Annotated in this window: 10 protein-coding genes; 7 read left to right on the top strand and 3 right to left on the bottom strand. The window is 66.5% G+C overall.

Going from position 1 to position 13,018, the window contains the following annotated elements; translation table 11 throughout:
• Positions 1–3: 3 nt before the first annotated feature.
• Positions 4–1,278 (top strand): hypothetical protein, encoded by a 1,275-nt coding sequence (locus AC3WUF_RS10870; protein WP_492425343.1) that lies wholly within the window; start codon positions 4–6, stop codon positions 1,276–1,278.
• A 65-nt stretch (positions 1,279–1,343) separates the two neighbouring features.
• Entirely contained in the window at positions 1,344–1,961 is a 618-nt protein-coding gene (locus AC3WUF_RS10865; protein WP_492425341.1) for a pyridoxamine 5'-phosphate oxidase family protein, read from the top strand.
• Between the two features lie 22 nt (positions 1,962–1,983).
• On the opposite strand, the gene AC3WUF_RS10860 is transcribed toward AC3WUF_RS10865, so the two are convergent.
• From AC3WUF_RS10860 to AC3WUF_RS10850, 3 genes are all read right to left on the bottom strand, one after another.
• Entirely contained in the window at positions 1,984–2,967 is a 984-nt protein-coding gene (locus AC3WUF_RS10860; protein WP_492425339.1) for an NAD(P)H-dependent flavin oxidoreductase, read from the bottom strand.
• A gap of 164 nt (positions 2,968–3,131) precedes the next feature.
• Positions 3,132–6,611, bottom strand: a complete 3,480-nt coding sequence (locus tag AC3WUF_RS10855; RefSeq protein ID WP_492425337.1) for an indolepyruvate ferredoxin oxidoreductase family protein — start codon at positions 6,609–6,611, stop codon at positions 3,132–3,134.
• 178 nt (positions 6,612–6,789) lie between these two features.
• Positions 6,790–7,272 (bottom strand): VOC family protein, encoded by a 483-nt coding sequence (locus tag AC3WUF_RS10850; RefSeq protein WP_492425335.1) that lies wholly within the window; start codon positions 7,270–7,272, stop codon positions 6,790–6,792.
• 211 nt (positions 7,273–7,483) lie between these two features.
• Between AC3WUF_RS10850 and AC3WUF_RS10845 the strand changes: the two genes are divergently transcribed.
• The 5 genes from AC3WUF_RS10845 (at position 7,484) to AC3WUF_RS10825 (ending at position 13,014) form a co-directional block, all read left to right on the top strand.
• Positions 7,484–8,764, top strand: coding sequence for an amidohydrolase family protein (locus AC3WUF_RS10845; RefSeq protein ID WP_492425333.1), 1,281 nt, complete (start codon positions 7,484–7,486; stop codon positions 8,762–8,764).
• A gap of 21 nt (positions 8,765–8,785) precedes the next feature.
• Positions 8,786–10,192, top strand: a complete 1,407-nt coding sequence (locus AC3WUF_RS10840) for an aromatic ring-hydroxylating oxygenase subunit alpha (protein WP_492425331.1) — start codon at positions 8,786–8,788, stop codon at positions 10,190–10,192.
• A 7-nt stretch (positions 10,193–10,199) separates the two neighbouring features.
• A complete protein-coding gene (locus AC3WUF_RS10835; protein ID WP_492425329.1) occupies positions 10,200–10,535 on the top strand; it encodes a Rieske (2Fe-2S) protein in 336 nt (111 codons plus the stop codon).
• 251 nt (positions 10,536–10,786) lie between these two features.
• On the top strand, positions 10,787–11,983 hold the full coding sequence (locus tag AC3WUF_RS10830) for an acyl-CoA dehydrogenase family protein (RefSeq protein WP_492425327.1): 1,197 nt from the start codon (positions 10,787–10,789) through the stop codon (positions 11,981–11,983).
• Complete coding sequence (locus AC3WUF_RS10825) at positions 11,980–13,014, top strand: acyl-CoA dehydrogenase family protein (protein WP_492425325.1); 1,035 nt, start codon at positions 11,980–11,982, stop codon at positions 13,012–13,014. Before AC3WUF_RS10830 ends, AC3WUF_RS10825 begins: the two co-directional genes overlap by 4 nt.
• Positions 13,015–13,018 lie beyond the last annotated feature (4 nt).

Below are 13,018 nucleotides of genomic sequence, written 5' to 3'. Positions count from 1 at the left end.
ACAGTGACAGCGCAGCCGGCGTGGATCGCAGGGATTCCGGTACATGCCGATGCCCTGCGTGACGGCGGCGCGGCGTTCCTGACCGACGCCTTTCGCGCGGACGGCGTGCTCGGCGCGGACAACGCGGTCAGCCGCATCACCGAGTTCCGCGAAATCCGCGGCGGCAGTACCGGCCGCAAGCTGCTGCTCGGTGTCGAGTACGTGCAGCCGGGAGCGGGGCTGCATCGCGAACTGTTCGTGAAGTTCTCGCGCGACCTCGACGATCCGGTCCGCGACCGCGGCCGTACGCAGATGCAGCTCGAAGTGCGCTTCGCCAAGCTGTCGCGCGCGCCCGGGTTTCCGATCGTCGTGCCGTCCTGCTATCACGCCGCCTACGACGAAGCCTCGGGCACCGGCGTGCTGATCAGCGAGCGCATCGCCTACGGCCGCGGCGGCATCGAGCCGCATTATCCGAAGTGTCTCGACCATCAGATGCCCGAGCCGCTGGCGCACTACGAGGCGCTGCTGCGCAGCGTCGCGCGGCTGGCCGGCGCGCATCAGGCCGGACGCCTGCCGGCGGCGCTATGCGCGCAGCTGCCGTTCGACCCAGGTTCTGCCGCGGTCGCCGAACGCGCGTCGTACACGGCGCGGCAGCTGCAGAGTCGGGTCGAGCGCTATGCGGCGTTCGCGGCGCAGCATCCGCAGCTGCTGAACGCGAACATCCGCACGCCGGAGTTCATCGGCCGGCTGCGCAAAGAGGTCGCCGGTTTCGCCGAGCACGAAGCGGCGATCCGTGCAGCGCTCAATGCCAACACGCCGCACATCGCGCTGTGCCACTGGAACGCCAACGTCGACAACGCCTGGTTCTGGCGCGATGCGCGCGGCGACCTGCAATGCGGCCTGATGGACTGGGGTTGCGTCGGGCCGATGAACCTGGCGATGGCGCTGTGGGGCGCGCTCAGCGGTGCCGAGCCCCGCCTGTGGGACGCGCATCTCGACGGCCTGCTCGTGATGTTCGCCGCGGAGTTCGAAACCAGCGGCGGCAAGGCCGTCGATCTGGCGCTGCTGAGGCGCGAGCTGATGCTGTACGTCGCGATCATGGGCCTGAACTGGCTGCTCGACGTGCCGGCCTACCTGGCGTCGCTCGTGCCGGAGCTCGCGCAGGCGCAGGACCGGTTTGATCCGCGCATCGAGGATAACGAGGCGGCGCGGTCGTCGCTGTTGATGATGAGCAACTTCCTGAACCTGTGGGAGACGCAGGATTTCGGCGCGGTGCTGGGGCGCTTTCTGGCGGCGTAGGTTCCGGCGGATCCGGCAATCGGCGAAGATGGCCGCCTCTCGTCGAACCTTGCGGAGCCAGCGCCATGGATTTCGAGTATTCGAGCGATATCGCGTTCACCCCGGCGGTCAAGGCTGTGCAGCAGCGCCGCGGTTCGCGCTCCGCCTATTCGCAGATGGAGCAGGACGGCTCCTGGGAAACGCGGATCACGCCGGACCTGCAGCGCTTCATCGGCGAGCAGCGCAGCTTCTTCCTGGCCACGGCGAGCGCCGACGGCCAGCCCTACATCCAGCATCGCGGCGGGCCGCCGGGTTTCCTGCGCGTGCTCGACCCGCATACGCTCGGATTCGCCGACTTTGTCGGCAACCGCCAGTACATCTCCACCGGCAATCTCTCGGAAAATCCGAAGGCGCAGCTGTTCCTGATCGACTACGAGCACCGGCGCCGGATCAAGATCTGGGGCACGGCGCGGATCGTCGAGAACGACGAGGCATTGCTGAAGCAGCTGATGCCGGACGGCTACCGGGCGCGTGGCCTGCAGGTCATCGTCTTCGACGTCGCCGCCTGGGACTCGAACTGCCCGCAGCACATCCCGCAGCGCTTCGAGGCGGACGAGGTGAGGGCGGCGCTGGCAGCGCGCGACGCGAAGATAGAAGCGCTCGAGAAGAGGATTCAGGAGCTGGAGCTACGCGACGCTTCGTAGCCCCATCTCCCGAGGGCGTGGCTCAAGCGGCAGCAACAAACCCCTTCAGGCGCTGCTCAATGACTTCGCTGGCCTCGCGCATGATGCGGTCCATCAGCTCGGCGACCGTCGGCACATCGTGGATCAGACCCTGCACCTGACCGGCCCAGATCAGGCCGGCGTCGATGTCGCCGGTCTCGAGCGCGACGCGGCCCTGCGCGCCCTTGACCAGATGGGCGATGTCGTCGAACTTCGCGCCCGGCTGCTTGAGGATCTCGACGACCTTGTCGGACACGCTGTTCTTGCCGACGCGGCCGGTGTTCTTCAGCGAGCGGAAGATCAGGTTGGTCGCGCGCTCGTCGCTGTCGACCATCAGTTGCTTGACCTTGTCGTGGATCGGCGCTTCGACGGTTGCGCAGAAACGCGTGCCCATGTTGATGCCGTCGGCACCCAGGCTCAGCGCGGCGACGAGGCCGCGGCCGTCGCCGAAGCCGCCGGATGCGAGCATCGGGATCTTGACCTTGTTCGCCGCGGCCGGAATCAGGATCAGGCCGGGGATGTCGTCTTCGCCCGGGTGGCCGGCGCATTCGAAGCCGTCGATCGAGATCGCGTCGACGCCCATGCGCTCGGCTGACAGCGCATGCCGCACCGCCGTGCACTTGTGGACGACGATGATGCCGTTGGCCTTGAAGTCCTCGACGTGCTCGCGCGGATTGTGGCCGGCGGTCTCGACGATCTTGATGCCGCTGTCGATGATCGCCTTGCGGTACTCCGCATACGGCGGCGGATTGACCGACGGCAGGATCGTCAGGTTGACGCCGAAAGGCTTGTCGGTCATCGCGTGGCAGCGCGCGATCTCGGCGCGCAGCGCGTCGGGTGAAGGCTGAGTGAGTGCGGTGATGATGCCGAGGCCACCGGCATTCGAGACCGCCGCCGCGAGTTCGGCACGGCCGACCCACATCATGCCGCCCTGGACGATGGGACGTTCGATGCCGAGCAGTTCGGTAATGCGGGTCTTCAGTTTCATTGCAGCGGGGTCCTGGTTGAAATCAGAGGGGATGGATTGTGCCCGTTGTTGATCGGCGATGGCAGTGCGGGGATTCCGTTCATGGTTCGACGGGCTCACCACGAACGGAATCCACAAACATCCGTTCGCCCTGAGCCTGTCGAAGGGCCTGCGCAAGGCTCCCGTCAGGCAGCGCGTGCCCGCGGCTGCACCTCGCCTTTCTCGAAAGTGTCGAGCAGCCCCTTCAGCCGCTCGCGATACTTCGCAACCGCCGCATCCTTGACCGGCCCATAGCCGCCGATCTCGCCGGCTGCGCGCGCGATCTCGATCGCGGTGACGAGCCGCGCATCGTCGAGCCGCTCGACCAGGCCATCGATAAGCGTCCGATACTCACCGATCAGGCGACGTTCCATGCGCCGCTCGGCAAAGTAGCCGAAAGGGTCGAATACGGTGCCGCGCAGGAACTTGAACGGTGCGAGCAAACGGAAAGCGGTCAGCATCCAGGCGCCGAACCGGCGTTTGCGCGGCCGCCCCGACGCATCCTTGCCCGGCAGCATCGGCGGCGCGAGGTTGAACTGGATCTTGAAGTCGCCGCTGAACTGCGAACGCAGGCCCGCGGTGAATGCCGGATCGCTGTACAGGCGTGCAACCTCGTACTCGTCCTTGTACGCCATCAGCCGGGCGAGGCTCAGCGCGACTTCGCGGACGAAGCGCTCGCCGTCCTTCAGCGCGCGGCCGGCGACGCGCTGGCGCAGGCCGTCGATGTACCGCCGGTAGCCTTCGGCATACGCGGCGCTCTGGTAGCTGCCAAGCAGGCGCATGCGGCTGGTGAGCACGTCGTCGACGGTCGCGAGCGGCGTCTGCACGGTTTCACCGCCGAGTTCGCGCGCCAGTGCTTCCGGCGCATGCGCGGCGAGACGGCCGAGTGCGAAGGTGCGCAGGTTGCCGTCGACGAAGGTGCCGTTGAGGCGGATCGCCTCCTCGATCGATGCGACGGCGACCGGCAGCAAACCTTTCTGCGCGGCATAGCCGAGCATCAGGACGTTCGTCGCGATGCTGTCGCCGGTCAGCTCGGTCGCGAGCCGCGTCGCATCGAGTTCATGCAGCGGCGCGTCACCGAGCGCCTGGACGACGGCGTTGCGCAGGCGGCTCGCATTCAGATCGAGGTGCTTGTTGCTCTGGAAATCGCCGGTCGGCGCGACGTCGGAATTCAGCACCGCGACGGTATGGCCCGGCATCACGGTCTTCAGCACCGCTTGGCCGGACGCGACGACCAGGTCGCAGCCGATCAGCACGTCGCTCATGCCTTCGGTGAGGCGCGAGCTGTAGATGCCGGCCGGGTCGGGGCCGATGCGGATGTGGCTGGTGACGGCGCCGCCCTTCTGCGCCATGCCGGTCATGTCGAGCACCGAGCAGCCCTTGCGATCGAGATGCGCGGCCATGCCGAGCAGCGCGCCGATCGTCAGCACACCCGTACCCCCAATGCCGCCGACGAGAATGCTGTAGCCGCGCTCGTCGAGTGCCGCGATCGCGGGCGATGGCAGCGCGGAAATCAGCTGCTGCAGGCGCTGCGGATCGCCGCTGGAGCGCACCGCGATCTTCGCGCCGCTGACGGTGACGAACGACGGGCAGAAGCCCTTGGCGCAGCTGTAGTCCTTGTTGCAGGTCGACTGGTCGATCTTGCGCTTGCGGCCGAACTCGGTTTCCAGCGGCAGCACGCTCATGCAGTTCGACTGCACCGAGCAATCGCCGCAGCCTTCGCAGACCGCCGGGTTGATGTAGACGCGCTGATCCGGATCGGCCATCAGGCCGCGCTTGCGGCGGCGGCGCTTCTCGGCGGCGCAGGTCTGTTCATAGACGATGCCGGTCACGCCCTTGAGCTGCTGCAGCTCGCGCTGGATGGCATCAAGCTCATCGCGGTGATGCACGCTGACGTTCGCCGGCAGCGCGATGCCGTTGTACTGCTCGGGGTTGTCGGACACCAACCGCACCGGCCGCACACCCTCGGACAGCAGCTGCTTGACCATGTCGACCGGCGTGATCTGCTGCTCGACCGGCTGGCCGCCGGTCATCGCGACGGCGTCGTTGTACAGGACCTTGTAGGTGATGTTTGCCTTCGACGCGACAGCGGCGCGGATCGCGAGCACGCCGGAGTGCGAGTAGGTGCCGTCGCCCATGTTCTGGAACACGTGCGGGCGGTCGACGAACTGGCTGACCGAGAGCCACGGCGAGCCTTCATGACCCATCGGTACGAACTGCATCGTGTTGCGGTCCATGACGACCGCCGCGAGGCCGTGGCAACCGATACCGCCGAGTGCGAGTGCGCCGTCCGGAATCTTCGTGCTCGTGTTGTGCGGGCAGCCGGAGCAGAAAAATGCGGGGCGGTTCGTGCCGCTGCCGGACTGCAGCGCGCGGCCCTCGAGCTGGGCGTAACGCTCGGCGTGAGCCTGCGCGGCCGCATCGCCAAGGCCGAGCTGTTCGAGCAGGCGCAGGATCGCCTTGCGCAGCTGCGGTGCGGACAGCTCGCCGGTTGCCGACAGCAGCGGCGCGCCATTGAGATCGTGCTTGCCGGCGAGGGCGGGGCGCGCGTCGCTGCCGAGCGAATACAGATGGCGCGCGATCTGGTCTTCCATCACTGGGCGCTTTTCCTCGACGACGAACAGCGCCTTGCTGCCGCGCGCGAAGTCGACCAGGCGTTCGCGGTCCATCGGCCAGATCAGCGCCGGCTTGTAGACGCGGATGCCGAGTTCTCGACAGCGTGCTTCGCTCAGGCCCAGATCGGACAGCGCCTGGCGCAGATCAAGATAGGCCTTGCCGGCGCTGACGATCGCGAGATTGCGCTGCGGCGCGTCGATGACGACGCGGTCGATGCCGTTGGCGCGCGCGAACGCGGTTGCCGCCGGCAGGCGCTGATTGACCAGCGTGTCTTCCTCGACCAGCGGCGGCAGGTTCTGCCGCAGGTTCAGGCCGTTCGGCGGCAGCGTGACGTCCGGCGGCAGGATGAAGGGACGATGCGGATCGGGCAGCTCGATCGTCGCCGTCAGGTCGAGCGTGTCGGTGATGCACTTGAGGCCGACGTAGGCGCCGCTGTAGCGCGACATCGCCCAGCCGATGAGGCCGTATTCGATGATCTCGCCGATCGTCGCCGGGTACAGCATCGGCAGCATCGCGGCGATCAGCGTGTGCTCGGACTGGTGCGCGCTGTCGGAGGACTTGCCGCCGTGATCGTCGCCGGCGACGGCGAGAAAGCCGCCGTTCGCCGAGGTGCCTTCGAGGTTCGCGAGCTTCAGCGATTCGCAGGCGCGATCGACGCCGATGCCCTTGCCGTACCAGAGACCGTAGATGCCGTGGAACTCGGATTTGCCGTACCAGGCGAGCTGCTGCGTGCCGCGGATCGCGCTGACCGCGAGTTCTTCGTTGAGGCCGGGCACGAAGCGCACGTCGTGCGCATCGAGCAGCTTCTGCGCGCCCCACAATGCCGAGTCATAGACGCCGAGCGGTGAGCCGCGGTAGCCGGAGATGTAGCCGGCGGTCTTCAGGCCAGCAGCGCGGTCGCGCCGCGCCTGGTCGAGCGGCAGGCGCACGAGCGCCTGGTTGGACGACAGGAAGACGCGCCCGCCCGACTGGATGTATTTGTCGTCGAGCGTGGTGACGGATTTGGTCATGCGTGCCTGGAGCGAAAAAAACGACCGTTCGCATCGAGTGCCCGCGTAGCGGGTGTATCGAGATGCCGTAACGAAGGGTGCTGGTCTGAGCCTTGTGCTGGTGTCTCGATACACCGCGCTGGCGCGCGGCACTCGACACGAACGGAGTTTGGGGTTTCGGCGACGGTTCCAGTGCCACTCACGGCCGCGTCGGTTCCCGCTTCAAACCCGACAGCGGAAAATCGCACTTGCCCTCGATCGTCTGCTGGATCTCGATCAGGTTGCCTTCCGGATCGCGGCCGTAGATCGTCTTCACGTGGCCGACGTCGATCGGGCCCGGCTGGCCGAACGTCATGCCCAGTGCCTTGAGCCGCGTGTATTCCTGCTCGATCTCGGTGACGTCGACGCAGAAGTGCGTATAGCCCTTGTCGGTCGCGTTGCGGGCCTTCTTGTCGCCGGTCGGGCGGCTGTACTCGAACATTTCCAGATAGCAGGTGCCGCAGCGCAGCATCGCGCCGCGCGCGGCCGAGTTCGGCACGTCGACGATGCGGTCGATGAAGTCGTTGCCGTCCCAGCCGAACGGCTCGCCGACGACTTCGAAACCGAAGGCGTCCCTGTAGAACTTGATCATGCGGTCGAGGTCGTGGACATGGACCGCCACGTGGTGAATTCCCCTGATCATCTGCGCCTCGCTCCGTGCTGGGTTCTGGGCTCCGGGATTGGTCGTCGTTCGAGGAGCAAATCGAGTCTAGCGAGGCGCCGTCCATACGCAGAGGACGCTGGCCGCAGCAGGCAAGTTTGTCTGCGTCTCCGGTCATTCGAGGCGGCAGGGGCGGGGGCGATAATCGATCCGCAAAAGCCGGTGGTATCAGAGCAAGAGGAGCGCGGTCCGCATGAGCAAGACGCTATTCGTGGGTGCGAGGGTCTGGGACGCCAGCGGTGCGGCGCCGTTCGAAGGCGACGTGCTGGTCGAGGGCAACCGGATTGCGGCGGTGGCAAAGGGCCGCGGGCAGATCCCGGCCGCCGGCGCCCAGGTCATCGACGCCAAGGGCATGTTCCTGATGCCGGGCATGACCGAAGGCCACGCGCACCTGTCGTTCGAGACCGTCAAGGCGACCGAAGACCTGATCACGCCGTCGCCGGAGGCGCATACGCTGCTGACCGCGCGCGTCGCCAAGGTGCTGCTCGACCACGGCTTCACCAGCGCCTGGGGCGCGTCGGAAGCCAAGCTGCGGCTCGGCGTCGCGGTGCGCGATGCGGTCAATGCCGGCCTGTTGCCGGGGCCGCGCATCCGCGCCGGCTCGCTGGAGATTTCCGTCACCGGTGCGATGGGCGACGAGAGCCGCGAACATAATCCCCGTGTGGGTCCGTCGATCATCGTCGACGGCCCCGAAGAGATGCGCAAGGCCGTACGCATGTGCTGCCGCGAAGGCTGCGACAACATCAAGCTCGACGTCTCCGGCGATCCGTTCTATCCGAGCACGCCGGCGCACACGACGCCGATGGCCTACGACGAAATCCTGATGGCGGTCGAGACCGCGCATGCCTACGGCCGCAAGGTCAATGCGCATACGCGCTCGGTCGGCGGCACGCAGGCCTGCCTGAAGGCGGGGGTCGACGTGCTGTTCCACGTCGAATATTCCGACGAGAAGACCCTGGACATGTTCGAGGAAGCCAAGGACCGCGTCTTCGTCGTGCCGACGGTCAGCCTGTTCCACACGATCAACAACAACGAGGCGGCCGGTATTGGCCTCACGAAAGAGATCGGCGGCTACATGGGCATTCCGGGTCTGCTCGAAGAATCGGTGAAGACCCACACCGCGCTGCGCAAGCGCGGCATCAAGCACCTGATCGGCGGTGACTACGGTTTCGAGTGGAGCCGCCAGGGCACCAACGCACGCGACCTGCAGTTCTTCGTCGACTACTACGGCTACACGCCCAGCGAGGCGCTGCGCTGCGCGACGCAGAACGGCGGTCTGCTGATGACCTACGGCAGCAGCGAGAAGCAGGGCGAGATCGCCGCCGGCCATCTGGCCGACCTGCTGCTCGTCGACGGCGATCCGCTGCAGGATCTTTCGGTGATGCTCAAGGCCGAGCGCCTCGTCGTCATCATGAAGGACGGCCAGCTCCACAAGAACGAAAGCGCCGCGATCCAGCATCGCGTCGCGGCTTAAGGCATACGCAGGAGTATCACGATGAGCGACACGATCAAGCTGGCCGATCTGAACAAGGGCGGCGCCCGTTGCCCGGGCGCGCCGAGCACGCAGGACATCATCGCGGCCGACAAGGTCGGCGCGCCGTCCTGGGTGCGTTCGGAGTCCTACCAGTTCCTCGGCGACGAAGACATTTCCAAGGATCGTTACGTCGAGGCGGCGTATGCGAAGAAGGAAATCGACCGGTTGTGGAACCGCACCTGGCAGTTCGCCTGCCGCGAGGAGCACATCCCGGCGGTCGGCGACTACCACGTCTACGACGTCGGGCCGTACTCGTTCATCATCACTCGCGTCGGCGACAACGACATCCGCGCGTACTACAACGCCTGCCTGCACCGCGGCACGAAGCTGCGCGCGTCGGGCACCGAGGGCAATGCCGACGAGTTCAAGTGCAGCTTCCACGGCTGGACCTGGAACATCGACGGCACGCACAAGGAAACCCTGTGCCCCTGGGACTTCCCGCACGTCGACTTCAAGAAACTGACGCTGCCGCAGGCCAAGGTCGAGCGGCTCGGCGGCTTCGTGTTCATCAACATGGATCTCAACGCGCCGTCGCTCGCCGAGTATCTCGGCCCGGTCGCCAAGTCGCACATCGACGCCTGGAAGCTCGAGAACCGCTACGTTTACCTGCACGTGTCGAAGCGCCTGCCGTGCAACTGGAAGCTGGCGATCGACGCCTTCCTCGAGGCCTATCACGTCATCGAGACGCACCCGCAGGTCGCGCCGTCGAACGGCGATGCCAACACGCAATACGACGTCTACGGCGAGCACGTCAACCGCTTCATCTCGCCGCTCGGCGTCGTCAGCCCGCATCTGTACGGCAAGATCAGCGAGCAGGACGTGCTCAACCAGTTCACGCTCGGCGACAGCAGCGCGCTCGGCGAGACCAAGTTCACCTTGAAGGACGGCGGCAGCGCGCGCGGCGTGATGGCCGAGATGTTCCGCGGCATGTTCGAGCAGGCAACGAACACGGACCTTTCCAAAGTCTCCGATTCGGAACTGCTCGACTGCTTCTCGTACACGGTGTTCCCGAACGTCTTCCTGTTCCCCGGTATCTCGCTGCCGATGGTCTACCGCTTCCGCCCGGACCCGCGCGACCACCGCAAGTGCATCTACGAAGTGCTGTTCCTGCGCCCGGTGCCGATCGACGGCAAGCGGCCGATGCCAGCCGAGCCGATCCACCTGCGCGACGACCAGTCGTTCTGCGAAGCCGCCGGCATGGATCCGGGCTTCGGCGCGATCCTCGACCAGGACACCGACAACCTGGTCCTGCAGCAGGAAGGTCTGGAAGCGAGCGCCAAGCCGGGCCTGACCCTGGGCAACTACCAGGAAATCCGCGTGCGCCATTTCGAGCGCGCAGTCGACAAGTACGTCAAGCCCAACACATGAAACTGACGTGAGCACCGAAGCCGCTGCACAAGCCTCCGGGTTTTCAAGGGTCCTGAAGCTGGCCGACCTGCCAGACGGCACGAAGAAGGTCGTCGACGTCAACGGCAAGTGCGTGCTGGTCTGCAAGCAGAGCGACAAGCTGTTCGCGGTTTCCAACATCTGCTCGCACAACGAAAAGCCGCTGGAACGCGGCCGCATGGGCAACGGCTGGATCGCCTGTCCGACGCACGGCGCACGCTTCGATCTGGCGACGGGCGCGGCCTTGAATCTGCCGGCGAAGCTGCCGATTGCGACCTACGAAGTCCGCGCGGTCGAGGAGTGGATTGAGGTTCTGGTTCCCTGACTTTCAAACTCCCTCGCCGCGCGCGGGCGAGGGGTGCGTTGTCGCAGCAGAGGTAGCCTGGACGAAGTCCGGGTTTCGCAGTCTCAAGCCGCAGCCCAGTTTGGGCGGGAGCATCCCGCCATTCGCAGTGGTTCGTCGTGGGGATTCCGCGATCTTCAACGGTCGCGGCCCCCGGACTTCGTCCGGGCTACGTCTGGTCTCTTTTCCAGCGTCCGTTTCAACCATCCAGCCGACTAGTGTAAAGTCGCTGAATGAACAACAGTGTTGATCCGGAAGCACTGCGCGCCGAAGTTCGCGCCTGGCTCAAGCAGAACATTCCCCCCGGCTGGCGCGCGGCGATGACCGGCACCGGCCAGGATGCCTTCGTCGCGGCGCAGCGCGACTGGTTCTTCAAGCTGGTGGCCGCAGGCTACGCAACGCCGCACTGGCCGCAAGGCTGGCCCGGCGGTGGCCGCAGCCTCGCCGAACAGAAAGTCATCTATGAAGAAGTCGCGCGCGCCGATGCGCCGCGGCTGATCCTGTACTTCGTCGCGCTGTATCACGCCGCCTGCACCTTGATCGAATGCGGAACGCAGGCGCAGCAGGACAAATACCTGCCGGGCATCCTCAAGGGCGAGATATGGTGCCAGGGCTTCTCCGAGCCGAATGCCGGTTCCGACCTCGCCTCGCTGCGCACGCGCGCGGAACTGCGCGGCGACCGCTATGTCATCAACGGCCAGAAGACCTGGTCGACGATGGCGCAGTACGCCGACCGCTGCCTGCTGCTGGTCCGCACCGGCAAGTCGGAGCCGCCGCAGGGCGGGCTGACCTACCTGCTGCTCGACATGAAGACCAAGGGCGTGTCGGTACGGCCGATTGCGCAGATCACCGGCGACGACGAGTTCGCCGAGATCTTCTTCGACGATGTCGAAGTGCCGGTCGAGGATCGCGTCGGCGAGGACGGCAGCGGCTGGGCGGTTGCGCAGGCGACGCTCGCTTCCGAGCGCGGCCTGACGCTGGTCGAGCTGACGCAGCGCATGCGCTATTCGCTGGTGCGCGTCGCGCAAATCATGCGCGAGCGCGGCGTTGCCGATGACCCGGCGCAGCGGCGAGCGCTCGGCGCGCTGATTGCGAAGGTCGATGCCGCCTGCGCGCTGGCGGACCGTTACCTGCTCAAGCGCATCTCCGGCGACGAAGCGGCGGGCGACGCGTCGATCGTCAAGCTGGCCTATGCGCGCACGCTGCGCGAGTTCACCAAGCTGGGCCTGCGCATCAGCGGCCTCGAAGGCCAGTACCACGCGGATTTCGCGCGCGGCGGCAGTCAGGAAACCGGCAACTGGGCGGTCGACTTCATGAATTCCTACAACTGGTCGATTGCCGGCGGCAGCGACGAGATCCAGCGCAACATCATCGCCGAGCGCATGCTCGGCATGCCGCGCGAACCGAAGACCTGGCAGCTGCCGAAATGAGCGCGCTCGAAGAACTGCGCGATTCGGCGCGCGACGCGCTCGACGGTCTCGGCATCGCGGCCGACGAGAACAAGGCCTGGCCGCAGATCGTCGAACTCGGCTGGCTGCTGGTGGCCGTGCCGGAGGAGCATGGCGGCCTGGGGCAGGGGCTGGCCGGTGCTTGCGCGTTCCACGCGGAACTGGGCCGCAGCCTCGCGCCGGGCCTCTACAGCGGTGCATTGCTCGCGCTGGATGCGGTCTGCCAGTCGGCGGCTGCCGATCTTGACCAATGGATCGAGCGGCTGACGACGACCGAGTGCGCGAGCGCTTCGCTCGCGGGCGCTGCGCTCGATCTGCAGGCGCGCAAGCTCAGCGGCACGCTGACGGCGGTCGCATCTGCGGACCGCGCCGACCATGTGCTCGTCACCGTCAAGGACGCCGCGCTCGTCGCACTGGTGCCGCTGGCGCAGGTCGGCATCGAGCGGATCGCACGGCCGACCTGGGATGCGACGCGCCGCCTGTTCGACCTGCGCTTCGACGGCGTGAGCCTCGATGGCGCGTTGCTGCTCGCCGAAGGCGAGGCCGCGCAAGCGCTGACCCGCCGCATCGCGATGCAGCGCGACTTTGCGCTCGCCGCCGATGCCGTCGGCGGCGCCGAGGCGCTGCTGGCAATGACGGTCGATTATCTGCAGACCCGCCGCCAGTTCGGCCGCCCGCTCGCGCTGTTCCAGGCGCTGAAGCACCGCTGCGCCGACCTGAAGATGCTGACCGTCAGCGCGCAGGCGTTGTTACAGGACAAGCTCGATCGCCTTGATGACAACGGCGACGATGGCGAAGCCGCCGGCATGGCAAGGATCGCCAAGCTGCATGCCTGTGCGGTGTATGCGCAAGTGGCCGAGGAGGCTCTGCAGTTGCACGGCGGCATTGGCATGACTTCCGAGCATGCCTGCCATCTGTTCCTGAAACGTGCCTTGCTTAACGAGCAACTGGGTCAGCCCGGCGGCAGCTATGAACTCGACATCGCCGACCGCTTCCTGAGTGGCGCGATCTAGGGAC

It is taken from the genome of Fontimonas sp. FW305-C-3, from assembly GCF_058783185.1.
This window is presented reverse-complemented; position numbering and strand designations above follow the sequence as displayed.